Source organism: Kitasatospora sp. DSM 101779, assembly GCF_025655475.1.
Taxonomy (GTDB): Bacteria; Actinomycetota; Actinomycetes; order Streptomycetales; family Streptomycetaceae; genus Kitasatospora.
Genome location: NZ_JAHTIK010000001.1, coordinates 5,537,504 through 5,553,952, shown reverse-complemented (window position 1 = coordinate 5,553,952; position 16,449 = coordinate 5,537,504). Strand labels below are relative to the sequence as shown.

16 protein-coding genes and 2 tRNA genes are annotated in these 16,449 nt (G+C 73.7%); 1 reads left to right on the top strand and 17 read right to left on the bottom strand.

The genetic code is table 11. The annotated features are described in order from the left end of the window. Window positions 1-110: 110 nt before the first annotated feature. From KSNIM_RS25275 to KSNIM_RS25240, 8 genes are all read right to left on the bottom strand, one after another. A tRNA-Ala gene (locus tag KSNIM_RS25275) sits at window positions 111-183 on the bottom strand. Window positions 184-217: 34 nt separating this feature from the next. Next, window positions 218-290 (bottom strand) — tRNA-Ala (locus KSNIM_RS25270). 105 nt (window positions 291-395) lie between these two features. Continuing rightward, window positions 396-1,043: a histidine phosphatase family protein gene (locus tag KSNIM_RS25265; protein ID WP_263108107.1), complete on the bottom strand. Its 648-nt coding sequence runs from the start codon at window positions 1,041-1,043 to the stop codon at window positions 396-398. Continuing rightward, window positions 1,040-1,477, bottom strand: a complete 438-nt coding sequence (gene rsfS / locus KSNIM_RS25260) for a ribosome silencing factor (RefSeq protein ID WP_095874896.1) — start codon at window positions 1,475-1,477, stop codon at window positions 1,040-1,042. The genes KSNIM_RS25265 and rsfS overlap by 4 nt, the downstream gene beginning before the upstream one ends. 115 nt (window positions 1,478-1,592) lie before the next feature. Beyond that, window positions 1,593-3,509: an LCP family protein gene (locus KSNIM_RS25255; RefSeq protein ID WP_263105422.1), complete on the bottom strand. Its 1,917-nt coding sequence runs from the start codon at window positions 3,507-3,509 to the stop codon at window positions 1,593-1,595. A 16-nt stretch (window positions 3,510-3,525) separates the two neighbouring features. Continuing rightward, window positions 3,526-4,155, bottom strand: a complete 630-nt coding sequence (gene nadD / locus KSNIM_RS25250) for a nicotinate-nucleotide adenylyltransferase (protein WP_263105421.1) — start codon at window positions 4,153-4,155, stop codon at window positions 3,526-3,528. A gap of 111 nt (window positions 4,156-4,266) precedes the next feature. Further along, window positions 4,267-4,413, bottom strand: coding sequence for a hypothetical protein (locus tag KSNIM_RS25245; RefSeq protein ID WP_263105420.1), 147 nt, complete (start codon window positions 4,411-4,413; stop codon window positions 4,267-4,269). A 174-nt stretch (window positions 4,414-4,587) separates the two neighbouring features. Then, window positions 4,588-4,734, bottom strand: coding sequence for a hypothetical protein (locus tag KSNIM_RS25240; RefSeq protein ID WP_263105419.1), 147 nt, complete (start codon window positions 4,732-4,734; stop codon window positions 4,588-4,590). A gap of 192 nt (window positions 4,735-4,926) precedes the next feature. Between KSNIM_RS25240 and KSNIM_RS25235 the strand changes: the two genes are divergently transcribed. Continuing rightward, window positions 4,927-6,015 carry a M48 family metallopeptidase gene (locus tag KSNIM_RS25235; RefSeq protein ID WP_263105418.1) on the top strand — a complete coding sequence of 363 codons (1,089 nt, stop codon included), beginning with the start codon at window positions 4,927-4,929 and terminating at the stop codon, window positions 6,013-6,015. A gap of 74 nt (window positions 6,016-6,089) precedes the next feature. On the opposite strand, the gene KSNIM_RS25230 is transcribed toward KSNIM_RS25235, so the two are convergent. The 9 genes from KSNIM_RS25230 to KSNIM_RS25190 all read right to left on the bottom strand — a co-directional run. Beyond that, complete coding sequence (locus tag KSNIM_RS25230) at window positions 6,090-7,160, bottom strand: hypothetical protein (protein WP_263105417.1); 1,071 nt, start codon at window positions 7,158-7,160, stop codon at window positions 6,090-6,092. 90 nt (window positions 7,161-7,250) lie between these two features. Next, a complete protein-coding gene (locus KSNIM_RS25225) occupies window positions 7,251-7,844 on the bottom strand; it encodes a hypothetical protein (RefSeq protein WP_263105416.1) in 594 nt (197 codons plus the stop codon). An 83-nt stretch (window positions 7,845-7,927) separates the two neighbouring features. Continuing rightward, complete coding sequence (locus KSNIM_RS25220) at window positions 7,928-9,235, bottom strand: glutamate-5-semialdehyde dehydrogenase (protein ID WP_263105415.1); 1,308 nt, start codon at window positions 9,233-9,235, stop codon at window positions 7,928-7,930. A 77-nt stretch (window positions 9,236-9,312) separates the two neighbouring features. Then, window positions 9,313-9,813, bottom strand: coding sequence for a hypothetical protein (locus KSNIM_RS25215; RefSeq protein WP_263105414.1), 501 nt, complete (start codon window positions 9,811-9,813; stop codon window positions 9,313-9,315). Window positions 9,814-9,882: 69 nt separating this feature from the next. After that, window positions 9,883-11,019: a glutamate 5-kinase gene (proB, locus tag KSNIM_RS25210; protein ID WP_263105413.1), complete on the bottom strand. Its 1,137-nt coding sequence runs from the start codon at window positions 11,017-11,019 to the stop codon at window positions 9,883-9,885. Window positions 11,020-11,120: 101 nt separating this feature from the next. Then, window positions 11,121-12,596: a GTPase ObgE gene (gene obgE / locus KSNIM_RS25205; protein ID WP_263105412.1), complete on the bottom strand. Its 1,476-nt coding sequence runs from the start codon at window positions 12,594-12,596 to the stop codon at window positions 11,121-11,123. Between the two features lie 108 nt (window positions 12,597-12,704). Beyond that, window positions 12,705-12,962 carry a 50S ribosomal protein L27 gene (gene rpmA / locus KSNIM_RS25200; protein ID WP_030058248.1) on the bottom strand — a complete coding sequence of 86 codons (258 nt, stop codon included), beginning with the start codon at window positions 12,960-12,962 and terminating at the stop codon, window positions 12,705-12,707. Between the two features lie 12 nt (window positions 12,963-12,974). Continuing rightward, entirely contained in the window at window positions 12,975-13,292 is a 318-nt protein-coding gene (rplU, locus tag KSNIM_RS25195) for a 50S ribosomal protein L21 (RefSeq protein WP_030270532.1), read from the bottom strand. 220 nt (window positions 13,293-13,512) lie between these two features. Further along, a partial coding sequence (locus tag KSNIM_RS25190; RefSeq protein ID WP_263105411.1) for a ribonuclease E/G occupies window positions 13,513-16,449 on the bottom strand: 2,937 nt, incomplete at its 5' end.

The following is a 16,449-nucleotide window of genomic DNA, read 5'->3' as shown; positions in this document are numbered from 1 at the left end:
GCCGCCGGCGCGGCCCGGCAGGCCCGGCAGGCCCTGCAGGGCGGGGAGGCCGCCGGGTGAACGACGGAGGCCGCCACCCCGCTGGGGGGTGGCGGCCTCTCGGACTGCTGTGGAGCTATGGGGAATTGAACCCCAGACCTCTTGCATGCCATGCAAGCGCTCTACCAACTGAGCTATAGCCCCGCGACACGAACGGCCTCGGGCCGCTGGTGCGGAGTGGAGCTATGGGGAATTGAACCCCAGACCTCTTGCATGCCATGCAAGCGCTCTACCAACTGAGCTATAGCCCCGCAGTCCGTGTCGTCCGCCTCCCTCTCGGTCGGCGTCCTCGCTGCGAACGAGGAAGACTCTAGCCGGTCAGGGCCCGAACTGCGAAATCGTCTGCCGGTGCCGGCTCAGGTCTCGTCGCCGATGACCGGCTGCGGCAGGGTGCCGGCGTTGTGCTCCAGCAGTCGCCAGCCGCGCACGCCCTGGCCGAGCACCGACCAGCAGCAGTTCGACAGGCCGCCGAACCGCTCCCAGAGCTCCGGCTCCAGGCCGAGCAGCCGCCCGATCATGGTGCGGATGGTGCCGCCGTGCGACACCACGACGAGCGTGCCGTCCTCGGGCAGCTTCTCGACCGCGGCCAGCACCACCGGGACGGCCCGGTCGGCGACCTCGGCCGCCAGCTCGCCCCCGCCGCGGCGCACCGGGTGGCCCTGCGCCCACGCCTCGTACTCCTCCGGGTAGCGCGCCCGGATCTCGGCGTTGGTCAGGCCCTGCCACTCACCGGCGTACGTCTCCCGCAGGCCCTCGTGCCGGTGCACCTCCAGACCGGTCACCTTGGCCAGCTCGGCCGCGGTGCGGGCGGCGCGCTGCAGGTCGGAGGAGACCAGCAGGTCGGGCTTCAGGCCGGCGAGCAGCCGGGCGGCCCGCTGGGCCTGGAAGATGCCCTGGTCGGTGAGCGGAATGTCGGTGCTGCCCTGGAACCGCGATTCGAGGTTCCAGGAGGTCTGGCCGTGGCGCCAGAAGACGATGCGCGGTCCCCGCGCGGCGCGGCTCAGCTCTCGTCCTCGGCGACCGCGTTGCCGGCGGCGTCGGTGCGGGCGCCCTCGGGCCGGTTGCGGGTGGCCAGGGCGTCGGCCGGCAGCGGCAGCTCGGGGCAGTCCTTCCAGAGCCGGTCGAGGGAGTAGAAGGAGCGCTCCTCGGAGTGCTGGACGTGCACGACGATGTCCAGGTAGTCGAGGAGGATCCAGCGGCCCTCGCGCTCGCCCTCGCGGCGCACGGGCTTGACGTCGAGCTCCTCGCGGAGCTTGTCCTCGATCTCCTCGGCGATGGCCCGCACCTGGCGGTCGTTGGCCGCGGAGGCGATCAGGAAGGCGTCGGTGATCGACAGCACGTCGCTGACGTCGAAGGCGATGATGTCGTGCGCCAGCTTCTCGGCCGCCGCCTGTGCGGCGACGTTGATAAGTTCCTGGCTCCGGTCAGTGGCAGTCACGGTGTTCTTCCGGCTCGGCTACTCGTTTTCCCCTCCAGGATCTCACGAACGCCCCGGGCCCCCGATCGAATTGACCGGGGGCCCGGGGCGGCGCCGCGTCGGGGCGCGGGCCGGACTACTGCGCGGGCGGCTGGCCGGTCGCCTTCGGGTCGGCCGTCTTCTGGTCCGCCTTCTGGTCGGTCTTCTGGTCGGGCAGCCCCTTGTAGTCCTTGCCGAGGACCACCACGAGGTCGGCGTTCTGCGGGTCGGTGACCTTCTTGACCGCCTCCGGCTTGAGCCCGAGCGCACCGGCCAGCGTCTTCGCGGCCTCGGCGCGGGCGTCGTCGGTGTAGCGGATCTCACTGGTCGCCTGCACGGTGCCGGCCTTGCCGCTGCTGGGCACGACCTCCATGCCGGTGTTGGTGATCTGCACCGACGCGGACTCGGCGGCCTTGTCCTGGCCGGAGGCGTTGAGCACCGACACCCGGGCGGTGCCGCCGGCCGCGGTGGCGTTCTTGATCGTGCCGCCGAGGACGTCCTTGACCTGCCGGCCGGCGGTGGCCTCGTCCAGCGTGCCGTCCGGCTTGGCCTTGAGCAGCTGGGTGCCGAGGTGCCCGTCCTTGCCGTGCAGGGCGAGCTGGACGAGGACACCGGCCAGCGCCTTCTCCGGCAGCGAGGGGTCGAGCACCGCGTTCATCCGGTGCACGTCCACGGTTGCCTCGTCCAGGTCGGTCGGCATGGCGCGCAGCACCGCCTCCATGACCTGCCCGAACCTGGCCAGCTGGGCGTCACGGGTCTCGCCGGGGGCCTGCAGCGTGGCGTAGGCGACGGCGGCCTGGCCGTTGAGGCTGACGCCCTTGCCGGCGGAGGCGAGCACCTTGCCGTCGGCGGCCTTCACCTCGGCGTTGGTGTCGACCTTGATGCCGCCGAGCTGGGCGACCAGCAGGGTCAGGTACGGGGTGTCCAGCCGCCAGGTGCCGGCGACCGGGGCGCCGAGCACGGTGGCCAGGCCCTCGCGGGTGCCGGACGGGCCGACGTCGTCCATGCCCTTGCCCACCGTGGTGACGGTCGAGTCGTTGGGCAGCCGCAGGGAGTCCGGGATGAGCAGCACGGTGCCCTTGTGCCCGGAGGCGTCGTTGACCAGCAGCGCGGTGCTGACCTTGCCCTGCAGGTCGCGCAGGTGGACGACGTTGACCTGGCGGCCGCCCGCGGCGGCCGCGGCGGAGCCGCCGGAGTCCCGGCCGGTCCACCACATCCAGCCGCCGACGCCGCCAGCGACGATCGCGCCGGCCACGGCCAGCCCGATCAGCCGGTTGCGCAGCCGGCGGCGGCGCTCGGCGCGGACCTCGCTGCGGGACTCGGCGAACTTCAGCCAGTCGATGACGTCCTCGGACTCCTCCGCCTCCTCGTCGACGAAGGTGAACTCGCCGGTGGCGTAGTTGTCGCCGCCCGCGGCGGGCCGCCGGGTCTGGCGGCTGCCGCCGACCTGCTCGGAGGGCTGCGCGGGCCTGACGGGAGCGGCGGGAGCGGCGGCGCGGGCCGTCGCACCGGCCGCGGCAGCGGCGACGGCGGCCGTGGTCGCCGCGGAGACCTGCTGGAGCGGCGGCTGCTGCACCGGGGGCCGCCGCGCGGGCTGCTGGCCGGGCTGCTGCTGCGGGGCGGCGCCCTGCTGGTACGGGTCCTGCACCCAGCCCTGCTGCCCGCCCTGGCCGGCGTACGGGTCCCAGCCCTGCGGCTGCTGCTGGTGCTGGTGCTGGTGCTGCTGGTAGTACGCCTGCTGGCCCTGCTGCTGGTACGGGTCCTGCGGGTACTGGCCCTGCTGCGGGTACTGCCCGTGCTGGGGGGAGGCGCCCTGGCCGTACGGGTCCTGCTGGTAGGCCTGCGGCTGCTGCTCCTGGTAGCCGGCGTACGGGTCGTAGCCGTACTGCTGCTGGCCCTGCTGCTGCGGCGGCTGCTGCTCCTGGGGCCAGCCCTGGGGATCGTAGGGGTCGTAACCCTGGCCGTACGGGTCCTGCTGGTAGCCCTGCGGCCCTCCGCCTGCGGTTCCGGTCACGCCGTCCCTCCCGGGATCAAGGCTGGGCCGGCGCGTAGAGCGCCCGCTTGTGGATGTAACGCACCACGCCGTCCGGGACGAGGTACCAGACGGGCTCGCCCTTGGCGACCCGGTTGCGGCAGTCCGTGGAGGAGATGGCCAGCGCCGGCACCTCGACCAGGGAGACCCCGCCGACCGGGAGACCGGCGTCCGAGAGAGTGTGCCCCGGGCGGGTGCAGCCGATGAAGTGGGCGAGCTCGAAGAGTTCGTCGGAGTCGCGCCAGGAGAGGATCTGCGCGAGCGCGTCGGCGCCGGTGATGAAGAACAGCTCGGCGTCCGGGTGCTGGGCGTGCAGGTCGCGCAGGGTGTCGACGGTGTAGGTGGGGCCCTCGCGGTCGATGTCGATCCGGCTGACCGAGAACTGCGGGTTCTCCGCGGTGGCGATGACCGTCATCAGGTAGCGGTCCTCGGCGGGCGTGACCTGGCGGTCGGACTTCTGCCACGGCTGCCCGGTGGGCACGAACACGACCTCGTCGAGGTGGAAGGCGCTCGCCACCTCACTGGCGGCGACCAGGTGCCCGTGGTGGATCGGGTCGAAGGTACCGCCCATCACGCCGAGGCGCTTCCGCGCCCTCGGCGCACCGGTGCTCCCGGCCTGCTGTCCCATGCCGCCACACCTTACGCGACGCCCGTCACGGGGCGGCAAGCTGCCCGGAGAGGTCCGCGGGAGGGAGCGCGCAGCTTCTGTGCAGGCGCTCCCCCGGGGCGGCCGGCCGGCTCAGCGGTCGCGGTTGAAGCGGGTGGTCAGGAAGAGCAGCAGCAGCAGGATGAACAGCGCGGACCCGCCCGTCAGGTACGGGTTGAGGCTCTCGTGGTTGCCGCCCTCGGCGAGGTGGGTCAGGGCGGGCAGTGCAGCAGTGCTCATGGTCGGCAGGACCTTCTCGGCTCGGGGGCGGACGAGGGTGCGGGCCGTACGGCCTGCGGGCTCATCGTACGGGTGGGCGCTGCGCAACCGCGCGGCGGCCCACCGCGTCTGACCCCTCGTAGGTGCCGGGCCCTGCCGGGTCCTACCGGGGCCGCCGCGCGGCCGCCGGGCGGCTCAGTTGTCGCGGCCCGCGCGGACCAGGATCCAGGCCAGCAGACCCACGCCGACGATGGAGCCGATCACGATGATCCGCAGGAACAGGCCGGGGCCGTTCTCGCTGGAGATCGGGCCGGCCAGCTGCGCCAGGGTGGCAGGGGACATCGGGGGTGCTCCTCTCGCTCCGGATCTCGCTCCGGACGACCAGCGTAAGCCGGGGCGTTCCGGACACGCGCCACCACCCCCCGGGCGTACGGTGGACCGCCGGGGACGAGTACGCGCGCACGGACGTTGGAGCCAACAGCAGCGGGGGCCGGCCGGGGGCCGGTGCCGGCGACGACCAGGAGGTACTCACAGATGACCGACTTTTCCAAGGACGGCGGCAAGACGCCCAGCCGCCGCCGGCAGCGCTTCCCGGAGATCTCCACCCGGGCCTGGGAGCACCCGGCCGACCGCTCGGCGCTGGTGGCGCTGCGCAAGCTGAGCGGCTTCGACGACGTCCTCAAGAAGCTCGCCGGCCTGGTGTCCGAGCGCAGCGTCCGGCTGATGTTCCTGGCCACCGCGGTGAAGACCTCGGAGCGTCAGTTCCCGGAGCTGTACGCGATGGTGCGGGACGCCGCCTACGTGCTGGACCTGGAGAAGGTGCCGGACCTGTACGTCACGCAGGACCCGGCGGTCAACGCCATGTGCATCGGCATGGAGACGCCGATCATCGTGCTGACCAGCGGCCTGGTGGAGCTGCTGGACGAGGAGGAGCTGCGGGCCGTGGTCGGCCACGAGGTCGGGCACGCCATGTCCGGTCACGCGGTGTACCGGACGATGCTGCTGATCCTCACCAACATCGCGGCCCGGATCGCCTGGCTGCCGCTGGGCAACCTCGCCATCATGGGCGTGATCACCGCGCTCAAGGAGTGGTTCCGCAAGGCCGAGCTCTCCTGCGACCGGGCCGGCCTGCTGGCCGGGCAGGACCTGCAGGCCTCGATGCGCGGCCTGATGAAGCTGGCCGGCGGCCACAACCTGGCGGAGATGAACGTCGACGCGTTCCTGGAGCAGGCCGAGGAGTACGAGCGCGCGGGCGACCTGCGCGACGGCGTCCTCAAGCTGCTGCAGGTACTGCCGCAGACCCACCCGTTCGCGGTGGTCCGGGTCGCCAAGCTGAAGAAGTGGGCGGAGAGCGACGAGTACCGATCGATCCTGGCCGGCGCCTACCCGCGCCGCGGCGACGACCCGCAGACCTCGGTCGGCGCCCAGTGGAAGGCCGCCGCGGACTCCTACTCGCAGTCGGTCAAGGAGAGCAAGGACCCGCTGATGGGCCTGCTGCGGGACGTGGCCGGCGGGGTCGGCACGGTCGGCGGCAAGCTGCGGGACACCTTCGCCGGCGCCCGCTCGGGCGGCCCGGCCGGCTCCGACGGCACGGACACCGCGGAGGGCGACGGCCGGGAGTAGCACCGGTGGGAACGGCACCGGCGGCAGCGGCACCGGAGTGACACCGGGCGGGTGCCCGGGCCGGCCGTCCGGGCTCACTGCCCGGCGGCCGGCTTCCCGGTCAGCGGTCCGAGCACCCCGCACACCTGCCAGGCCGGCCGGCTGCGGTCGCCCGGGTCGACGGCCTGCGGGCCACCCGCCGTGCTGCCCGCCAGCAGCGGCTGCAGGTAGCTGCTCATCGGGGCGCCGCAGGAGGCCGGCCCGGCCTGCACCACCGCGTCGACCAGCCGCAGCCGGTCCGAGCTCAGGTCCAGCCGGTCGAAGGCGAACCGCAGCTCCCGGCGGACGCTGAAGAGGCTCACCGGCCCGTCCGAGGTGCCGGCCGCGCGCACGGCGTAGACGAAGGTGTGGTCGGTGGTGATCTCCAGCGTCCCGCTGTCGGCCTCGCCGACCCGGACGGTACCGGAGGTCCGCACCGCGTCCTCGGCCAGCGCGACCTTCCCCGGGTCGAACCGGACCAGCCAGCCGGTGGCGGCGTGGTGCTGGTCGTCCTGCGGGCTGTTCACGCTGTCGTCGTACTGCGACTGCTCGCCGGGTGTGACCAGGGTCCGCACCTCGGCCGTCTCCCCCTGGACGAGGGTGGCCGGGGCCAGCGCGGACGCGGTGAGGTAGCGCTGCACCACGGAGAGCGCCCGGTTGACGTCCGACCTGGTGAAGTGCGCGGTGGCGGCGCCCGCGGGCAGCGCCAGCCCGGTCGACCCCTCCCCGTACGCGGCGGGCAGCGCCGCGAACGGGTGCTCCGGATCGGTGACGGCGGCCACCGGCCCGGTCGGGCTCAGTGCCACCAGCGAGGTGGTCAGCTGGTTGCCGGACGGCGGCGCGGCCTGACGGTGCGGCGAACTGACGCCGAAGTACACCGCGGCGGCGAAGGCGAGGAAGACGACCAGCAGCAGCGCCACCGCCTGCCGGGGCAGCGTGCCGAAAGGACCGAGGCCGACCCGCGGACGGGTCGCCCGGTACGTCCCGCCGAGCCGTTCCTGGGCCGACAGCTCCTGGATCCGGGCAGCCCGGACGAACGATTCGTCGAAGACGACGGACCGGAACTCGTCATCGCTGCCGGAACCGCCCTCGGGCGCACCCTCCGGAGGCTCGCGCGGGTCACCCATAGCACCAGGGTAGAACCGGCCGGGCCAGGCTTCGACCGGCCGCGGGCAACTTCCGCCCGGCGTCCCGGCGCCGTCTCGCCACCGGACGGCTCAGCCGCTCAGCAGCGCCACGGCGCTGGGCAGCGGCACGGCCGGCGGCGAACCGGGCGTGCTGCTCGTGCCCACCTCCGGACGCCGCGGCGACTCGCCGGCCCCGCCGGCCCCGCGGTAGATCGCGGCCGCCGCGACCGCCACCACGCCGACGCCCATGACCACCGCCAGCACCCAGGCCACCGGCCGGTGCCAGCGCTGCTGCGCGACCTGGCGCCCGTCGTGGCGCAACGGCTCCCAGCCGACCGTCCGGGACCACCGGGCCCGCCGGCGGGCCCGGTCGGTGCCGGACCACGGATCCGGGTACAGCCGGTCGTCGTCCAGGCCCCGCGGGTGCGGGCGCAGCTCCAGCGGCAGTACGTCGCCGGTGCCGGCCATCTCCGGCGCGGTCAGGTCCCAGGGCCGGACCGGGACGGCGGAGTCCGGCTCGAACCGGGCCTCGGCGGCGGCCAGCTGCCGCTCCAGGGCGCTCGGCTCGTGCACGGCCGCGGACCGGACGAAGGCCTCGTCGAACACCACGGTGGCGAACTCGTCGTCCGCACCACCGTGGTCGGCGCCGTCGGGGTACGGCGAGCCCCCCACATCCTCAGCCACGGGATTCAGCGTATTACCGGGCGGGCGGTTTGTCTGGGGCTCCTGCCAGTTGGCCCGACCGCCCGGAGCGCCCGCCGGTCGGCTCAGGAGCCGACGGTCTGGTGCGCCTCGCCCCGGACGTGGCCGTCACCAGTGACGATGTACTTGGTGGAGGTCAGTTCGGGCAGTCCCATCGGGCCGCGGGCGTGCAGCTTCTGGGTGGAGATGCCGATCTCCGCGCCGAAGCCGAACTCACCCCCGTCGGTGAACCGGGTCGACGCGTTGACCGCCACGGTCGTGGAGTCGACCAGCTGGGTGAAGCGCCGGGCGGCGGCCTGCGAGGTGGTGACGATCGCCTCGGTGTGGCCCGAGGACCAGCGGCGGATGTGCTCCACGGCGGCGTCCAGCGAGGGCACCACGGCGGCCGCGATGTCGTAGGAGAGGTACTCGGTGTCCCAGTCCTCGTCGGTGGCCGGGACGGCGGTCACGGCGGTGCCCTCGGCGGCCTTCAGCACCGCGTCGTCGCCGTGCACCGTGACGCCGGCGCCGGCGAGCGCCTCCAGGGCGAGCGGCAGGAAGGCGTCGGCGACGTCCTGGTGGACGAGCAGGGTCTCGGCGGAGTTGCAGACGCTGACCCGCTGGGCCTTGGAGTTCAGCAGGATGCCGACGGCCATCGCCAGGTCGGTCTGCGCGTCGACGTAGACGTGGCAGTTGCCGGTACCGGTCTCGATCACCGGCACGGTGGAGCCCTCGACCACGGTACGGATCAGCGAGGCGCCGCCGCGCGGGATCAGCACGTCCACCAGGCCGCGGGCGCGCATCAGCTCCTGCACCGAGTCCCGGCTCTCGCCCGGCACCAGCTGGATCACGTCGGCGGGCAGGCCGGCCGAGGCGACCGCGTCGCGGAGCACCGCGACCATGGCGGTGTTGGAGCGGTAGGCGGAGGCCGAGCCGCGCAGCAGCACGGCGTTGCCGGACTTCAGGCAGAGCGCGGCGGCGTCGACGGTGACGTTGGGGCGGGCCTCGTAGATGATGCCGACCACGCCGAGCGGCACCCGGACCTGCCGGACGTCGAGGCCGTTGGGCAGGGTGTAGCCGCGCACGACCTCGCCGACCGGGTCGGGCAGGCCGACCACGTCGCGGACGTCGGAGGCGATCGCGGCGATCCGCTGCTCGTCGAGGCTGAGCCGGTCGACGGTGGACTCGGGGGTGCCGGCCTCGCGGGCGCGGGCGACGTCCTCGGCATTGGCGGCGGTGATCTCGGCGCTCCGGGCGACCAGCGCGTCCGCGATCGCCAGCAGCGCGGCGTCCTTGGCGCTGCGCGGGAGCGGGGCGAGCGCGGCGGCCGCCTCACGGGCTCGGCGCGCGACGGCGAGAACGGGGCTGTCGGTGGTGGCGTGGTCGCTGGTCATGCCTGAAGGGTAGCGACTCACGGCCGCCGCCCCGGCCCGCATTTCGTCGGCTGAGACGCGGGCCGCGGCGCGGCAGGTCAGTACGGGTGCACACCGCCGAGGTGCGGCGGCGGGTCACCGAAGCCCTCCGCCACCCGCTGGTGGTAGGTGGCGCGGTCGACGACCTCCAGGCCCACGATCTCCCACGGCGGTAAGTTCGCGGACGCCTTGTGCTCGCCCCACAGCCGCAGCGCGATGGCCGCGGCGTCGTGCAGGTCCCGGGCCTGTTCCCAGTACCGGATCTCGGCGTGGTCGGCGGCGTAGCGGGCGGTCAGGAAGAAGGCGTGGTCGTGGGCCAGCCGCTCCAGGCCGGCCCGGAGTTCGGCGATCGGGGTGGCCCGGCCGGCCACCGACAGCACGACGTGCCAGAGCCTGCCGTGCTCCTCCGCGCCGCCGTCGCCCTCGTCGTGCGGGTGCAACTCGCCGACGGCCCGGGGTGGTTCGCCGGACGGGTCGCCGTCGGCGCGGCCGCCCGCGATACTGGTGAGCCGCCGCGCGGACGTCTCCCCGGGCAGTGTTCCCGGGCGCCTGCTTGCCATCGGCGGCCTCCTGTTCGGCGACGTCCCCTGCGCGGGGGCCGCCCGCTGGGCCGGCCCCCGGTGGCCCCGTCAGCCGCGCAGGACGACCAGGTCGTCCCGGTGGACGACCTCGCGCTCGTACGCGGCACCGAGCTCCTGGGCCAGCTCCCGCGTGGACCGGCCGAGCAGACGGGGCAGCTCCCTCGCATCAAAGTTGACCAGTCCGCGGGCGACGATGTGGCCGTTTTCGCCAAGAAGGTCGACGGGATCACCCGCCGTGAACTCGCCCTCGACCTTGGTCACACCGGCCGGGAGCAGGGACTTCCCGCCGAGGACGACGGCGTCGACGGCACCGGCGTCGAGGTGGAGTGCGCCGCGCGGGGTGGAGGCGTGTTCGAGCCACAGGAGCCGGTCGGCGGAGCGGCTGCCGGTGCGCAGGAAGAGCGTGCCGACGGGCCGGCCGGCCAGGGCCTCGGCGGCGTGGCTGGCGGCGGTCAGCACGACGGGGATGCCGGCGCCGGTGGCGATCCGGGCGGCCTCGACCTTGGTGACCATGCCGCCGGTGCCGACGCCGGCCTTGCCGGCGCTGCCGATCTCGATGCCGTCGAGGTCGTGCGGGCCGCGCACGGTGTCGATCCGGGTGGTGCCGGGCTTGGCCGGGTTGCCGTCGTAGAGCGCGTCCACGTCGGAGAGCAGCACCAGCAGGTCGGCGCGGACGAGGTGGGCGACCAGCGCGGCCAGCCGGTCGTTGTCACCGAACCTGATTTCGGCGGTGGCGACGGTGTCGTTCTCGTTGACGACCGGCATGGCGCCCATCGCGAGCAGCTGGTCGAGGGTGCGGTAGGCGTTGCGGTAGTGCGAGCGGCGGCTGGCGTCCTCCGCGGTCAGCAGCACCTGGCCGACCCGGATCCCGTACCGGGCGAAGGAAGCGGTGTAGCGGGCGACCAGCAGGCCCTGGCCGACGCTGGCGGCGGCCTGCTGGCGGGCCAGGTCGGAGGGACGCTTGGCGAGGCCGAGCGGCGCGAGGCCGGCCGCGATGGCGCCGGAGGAGACCAGGACGACGTCGGGGGCGTCCGGGCGGGCGCGGACCTTGGCGAGCGCGTCGACGAGCGCGTCGACCCGGTCGGCGTCCAGGCCGCCGGCCGCGGTGGTCAGTGAGGACGAGCCGACCTTCACGACGATCCGCCGCGCGGCGAGGACGTCCTGCCGCAGTGTCTGACCCGTCATCAGTGTCCTCCGGTCGTGCTGGATCGAGCCCGCTGCTCGGTCGCAATCTACGCGATCCGCGCAGCGGGCCCGTCGGGATGTCAGCTGGCGGACGCCGGGACTCAGTAGTCCTCGTCGTCGCCCTCGATGGCCTGGCGGCCGGAGGAGAGCGCCTCGAACGCGCGGAACTCCTCCTCCGCGGCGTCCCGGCCGCGCTGGCGCTCGCGGCGGCGGTCGACGGCGGGCCGCTGCGTCTCGAAGCGGTGGTCCTCGCCGCGGCGGCCGAGCATCTCGGCACCGGAGGCCATGGTCGGCTCCCAGTCGAAGACGACCGCGTCGTCGTCGGGGCCGATGACGACGGTGTCGCCCTCGTGGGCGCCGACCTTCCAGAGCTCCTGCTCGACGCCGAGGCGGGCCAGGCGGTCGGCGAGGTAGCCGACGGCCTCGTCGTTGCTGAAGTCGGTCTGGCGGACCCACCGCTCCGGCTTGACGCCGCGGATGCGGTAGGCGCCGTCCTCCTCGGTGATGGTGAAGCCCGCGTCGTCCACGGCCTTCGGACGCAGCACGATCCGGGTGGACTCCTCGACGGGCTTGGCGGCGCGTGCCTCGGCGACGATCTGCGCCAGGGCGAAGCTCAGCTCGCGCAGGCCCTTGTGGGCGAGCGCGGAGACCTCGAAGACGCGGTAGCCGCGCTCCTCCAGCGAGGCGCGGGTGAGGTCGGCGATGTCCTGGCCGTCCGGCACGTCCACCTTGTTGAGGGCGACCAGGCGCGGCCGGTCCTCCAGGCCGCCGTACTGGGCGAGCTCCTCCTCGATGGTCTCGAGGTCGGTGAGCGGGTCGCGGCCGGGCTCCAGGGTGGCGCAGTCGAGGACGTGCACCAGCACCTCGCAGCGCTCGACGTGGCGCAGGAACTCCAGGCCCAGGCCCTTGCCCTGGCTGGCGCCGGGGATGAGGCCCGGCACGTCGGCGATCGTGTAGACGGTCGAGCCGGCGGTGACCACGCCGAGGTTGGGGATCAGCGTGGTGAACGGGTAGTCCGCGATCTTCGGCTTGGCGGCGGAGAGCACCGAGATCAGCGAGGACTTGCCGGCGCTCGGGTACCCCACCAGGGCGACGTCGGCGACGGACTTGAGCTCCATCACGATGTCGCGGGCCTCGCCGGGCTCGCCGAGCAGGGCGAAGCCGGGGGCCTTGCGGCGGGCCGAGGCGAGGGCGGCGTTGCCGAGGCCGCCGCGGCCGCCGGCTGCGGCGACGAAGCTGGTGCCGTGGCCGACCAGGTCGGCGAGCACGTTGCCCTTCCTGTCGAGCACCACGGTGCCGTCCGGCACCGCCAGGACGAGGTCCTGGCCGTCGGCACCGGTGCGGTTGCCGCCGGCGCCCGGCTTGCCGTTGGTGGCCTTGCGCTTGGGCGAGTGGTGGTACTCGAGCAGGGTGGTGATCTGGCTGTCGACGGTGAGGATGACGCTGCCGCCCTCACCGCCGTTGCCGCCGTCGGGCCCGCCGAGCGGCTTGAACTTCTCCCGGTGAACGGAGGCGCAGCCGTGGCCTCCGTTACCCGCGGCGACGTGCAGCTCGACGCGGTCCACGAAGGTGGTCATGGGTGTGCCTCCAGTACGACGGAAAATGGGGTCCTGCGGTAAAGCATGAAGGGTGGACCGGAACATTCCGGCCCACCCTTCACGACGAGTCCTGACGTGGGGTCAGACTCAGGCCTCGACGGCCACGATGTTGACGACCTTGCGGCCGCGGCGGTTGCCGAACTGCACGGCACCGGCGGTCAGCGCGAACAGGGTGTCGTCGCCACCGCGACCGACACCGGCACCCGGGTGGAAGTGGGTGCCGCGCTGGCGGACGAGGATCTCGCCAGCCGAGACGACCTGGCCGCCGAAGCGCTTCACGCCGAGGCGCTGGGCGTTCGAGTCACGGCCGTTGCGGGTAGAGCTTGCGCCCTTCTTGTGTGCCATCTCGCTATCCCCTTACTTGCTGACGGAGTCGATGCTCGTGATGCGCACCGCGGTGTACTTCTGGCGGTGACCCTGACGACGGCGGTAACCCGTCTTGTTCTTGTAGCGAAGGATGACGATCTTGTCGCCCTTGGTCTCCTCGACGACCTCGGCGTGCGCCTTCACGCCGCCGAGCACCCACGGGTCCGAGGTGACGGCGTCACCGTCGACGACCAGGACGGTCGACAGCTCGACCGAGTCACCCGGCTTGGCCTCGATACGGTCGATCTCCAGCACGTCGCCCACGGCGACCTTGTGCTGGCGGCCGCCTGCGCGAACGATCGCGTACATGCGGTACCTGCTTTCTGTACTCGGTCGGAACTCACCGATGCCAGCCCCTGGGTACGGACACAGGGGCCTCCCCCTGCGCCGCGGGGCGGTGCCGGGAGGTGAGGTGCTCGGGAGCATGGCGTAACACGCCGAAGGTCAAGAATACGGACCGGCCTGCTCGGGGGCAAACCGGGCCCTACCGGGCCCGGGGCGGCGCGTCGGCCGCCCCGGGCGCGGGGCGTTACTCGGCGGCGCCGTCACCTTCGGCGGCCGCGGCCTTCTTGGCCGCCGCGCTCGTCCGCTTGGTGGCGGTCTTGCGGGCGGTGGTCTTCTTGGCCGCGGTGGTCTTCTTCGCGGCCGTCGTCTTCTTGGCGGCGGTCTTGCGGGTCGCGCGCTTCTTCGGCGCGGCCTCCGCGGCCTCCTCCTCGACGGGTGCCTCCGCGGCCTCGACGGCGGCCTCGGCAGCCTCCGCGGCCTCCACGACGGCCTCGACGGCCTCCGCGGCTTCGGCAACGGCCTCGGCGGCCTCCACGACGGCCTCGACGGCAGTCGGCTCCGCGGCGGGCTCGGCGGCCTGCTGCTGGGCGGCGTTCAGAGCGGCCTCCATCGCGGCCTCGGCCCGGGCCTGCAGCACGACGATCTCGGCCTCGGCCGGCGAACCCGCCGGGGCCGTCGCCTTGCGCACCGCGCGGCGGCGGGTGCGGCCCGCGGGGGCGGCGACCGGCTCGGCGGCCTCCTCCACGGCCTCGGCCGGAACCTCGGCGGCCACCGCCGGCTCCGCGGCCCGCACCTCGACGACCTCGAGGTCCTCGACGACCTCCACGGCCTCGGGCGCCTCGGGCAGCTCGACGCCCTCCTCCGGGGCCTCGGTCACGGCCGCGGCCTCGGCCTGCGGCTCGGCGTGGGCGCCGCCCTTGCCGCGCCGACGGCGCTTGCCGCCGCCCGCCTCGCCGGCCGCCGGGGCGGCACCGCCGCCGCCGTGGGTGTGCGGCTGGTCCATGTGGACGATGACGCCGCGGCCGTTGCAGTGGACGCACGGCTCGGAGAAGGACTCCAGCAGGCCCTGGCCGACCCGCTTGCGGGTCATCTGCACCAGGCCCAGCGAGGTCACCTCGGCCACCTGGTGCTTGGTCCGGTCCCGGCCCAGGCACTCCAGCAGGCGGCGCAGCACCAGGTCGCGGTTGGACTCCAGCACCATGTCGATGAAGTCGATCACGATGATGCCGCCGAGGTCGCGCAGCCGCAGCTGGCGGACGATCTCCTCGGCCGCCTCGATGTTGTTGCGGGTGACGGTCTCCTCGAGGTTGCCGCCCTGGCCGACGAACTTGCCGGTGTTGACGTCGACGACGACCATCGCCTCGGTCCGGTCGATCACCAGCGAACCGCCGCTCGGCAGCCAGACCTTGCGGTCCAGCGCCTTCATCAGCTGCTCGTCGATCCGGTAGGTGGCGAAGACGTCCACGTCCGAGGTCCAGCGCTGCAGGCGCTCGGCGAGGTCCGGGGCCACGTTGGAGACGTAGTCGTGGATGGTGTTCCACGCGTCACTGCCGCTGACGATGACCTTGGTGAAGTCCTCGTTGAAGATGTCGCGGACGACCCGGACGGTCATGTCCGGCTCGCCGTAGAGCAGCACCGGGGCGTTGCCGGAGGCGGCCTTCTTCTGGATGTCCTCCCACTGCTGCTGCAGTCGCTGGACGTCCCGGGTCAGCTCCTCCTCGCTGGCGCCCTCGGCGGCGGTGCGCACGATCACGCCCGCGTCGTCCGGGACGATCTTCTTGAGGATCTGCTTGAGGCGGGCCCGCTCGTTCTCCGGCAGCTTGCGGCTGATGCCGGTCATCGAACCCTCGGGCACGTAGACCAGGTAGCGGCCGGGCAGCGAGATCTGGCTGGTCAGGCGGGCGCCCTTGTGGCCGATCGGGTCCTTGGAGACCTGCACCAGCACCGACTGGCCGGACTTGAGGACCGACTCGATCCGGCGCGGGCCGCCGTGGCCGCCCAGCGCACCGAAGTTGACCTCACCGGCGTAGAGCACCGCGTTGCGGCCCTTGCCGATGTCGACGAAGGCGGCCTCCATCGACGGCAGCACGTTCTGGACCTTGCCCAGGTACACGTTGCCGACGTAGCTGGTGGCCTGCTCCTTGTTGACGTAGTGCTCGACCAGCACGCCGTCCTCGAGCACGCCGATCTGGGTGCGCTCGCCGTTCTGGCGCACCACCATGACGCGCTCGACCGACTCGCGGCGGGCCAGGAACTCGGCCTCGGTGATGATCGGCACCCGGCGGCGGCCCAGCTCGCGGCCCTCGCGGCGGCGCTGCTTCTTGGCCTCCAGGCGGGTGGAGCCCTTGATGGACTGCACCTCGTCCGGGTCGAAGGACGGCTCGGTGGAGCGGCGGCGCGGCTCGCGCACCTTCACCACCGTGCGGACGCCGTCCTCGGTGGTCTCGGCCGGCTCCCCGGCACCCTCACCGCTGCGGCGACGACGACGGCGACGGCGGCGCGAGGAGGACAGCCCGGCGGCGAGATCGTCGTCGTCCTCGTCCTCCTCGGGCTCGCCCTCGCCGGAGGCGTCCTCGGCGGTGGTCTCGTCCTCGGCCTGCGACAGCTCGGCGGCCTCCGGCTCCTCGGCCTCACCGCGGCGGCGGCGACGGCCGCCCCGACGGCGGCGGCGGGACGGACGGCCGTCCTCCTCCCACTCGCCCTCCTGCTCGGGGCCCGCCTCGGGCGCCTCGGGGGCCTCCTTCTCGGCGGGGGCGACCTCGGCGCGGACGGGGGGCTGCACCCGGGCGGGGGTCTGCACCCGGACGGGGGTGCGGACCCGGCGACGGCGGCCGACGCCACTGTACTCGTACTCCTCCTCCGCACTGCCGCCCTCGTCCGCAGCGGCTGGCGCGGCGGACGCAGCGGGCGCGGCGGGAGCGGACGGCGCGACGTACGGCGCGGGCTCCTGGAAGACCGGGGCCTGGAAGAGCGCGGTGGACGGGCGGACGGCCCGACGGCGCACCCGGTGCGAGGACTCCGGCTCGGGCTCGGCGGCGGGTGCCTCGGCCTCGGCGGCTGCGGGCTCCTCGGCGGCCTCGGCCTCGGGCTCCTCCTCGACCGGCTCGACCGGCTCGGCCTCGGCGGCTGCGGGCTCCTCGGCGGCCGGCTCCTCGGCGACGACCGGGGCCTGCTCGACCAC

What these genes read in the sequence shown, in the direction of transcription:
- obgE (WP_263105412.1), bottom strand. Translation starts at nt 12,596, where the DNA reads ATGACCACCTTCGTGGACCGCGTCGAGCTGCACGTCGCCGCGGGTAAC.
- rpmA (WP_030058248.1), bottom strand. Translation starts at nt 12,962, where the DNA reads ATGGCACACAAGAAGGGCGCAAGCTCTACCCGCAACGGCCGTGACTCG.
- KSNIM_RS25215 (WP_263105414.1), bottom strand. Translation starts at nt 9,813, where the DNA reads ATGGCAAGCAGGCGCCCGGGAACACTGCCCGGGGAGACGTCCGCGCGG.
- KSNIM_RS25235 (WP_263105418.1), top strand. Translation starts at nt 4,927, where the DNA reads ATGACCGACTTTTCCAAGGACGGCGGCAAGACGCCCAGCCGCCGCCGG.
- KSNIM_RS25230 (WP_263105417.1), bottom strand. Translation starts at nt 7,160, where the DNA reads ATGGGTGACCCGCGCGAGCCTCCGGAGGGTGCGCCCGAGGGCGGTTCC.
- rplU (WP_030270532.1), bottom strand. Translation starts at nt 13,292, where the DNA reads ATGTACGCGATCGTTCGCGCAGGCGGCCGCCAGCACAAGGTCGCCGTG.
- KSNIM_RS25245 (WP_263105420.1), bottom strand. Translation starts at nt 4,413, where the DNA reads ATGAGCACTGCTGCACTGCCCGCCCTGACCCACCTCGCCGAGGGCGGC.
- proB (WP_263105413.1), bottom strand. Translation starts at nt 11,019, where the DNA reads ATGACGGGTCAGACACTGCGGCAGGACGTCCTCGCCGCGCGGCGGATC.
- KSNIM_RS25240 (WP_263105419.1), bottom strand. Translation starts at nt 4,734, where the DNA reads ATGTCCCCTGCCACCCTGGCGCAGCTGGCCGGCCCGATCTCCAGCGAG.
- nadD (WP_263105421.1), bottom strand. Translation starts at nt 4,155, where the DNA reads ATGGGACAGCAGGCCGGGAGCACCGGTGCGCCGAGGGCGCGGAAGCGC.
- KSNIM_RS25220 (WP_263105415.1), bottom strand. Translation starts at nt 9,235, where the DNA reads ATGACCAGCGACCACGCCACCACCGACAGCCCCGTTCTCGCCGTCGCG.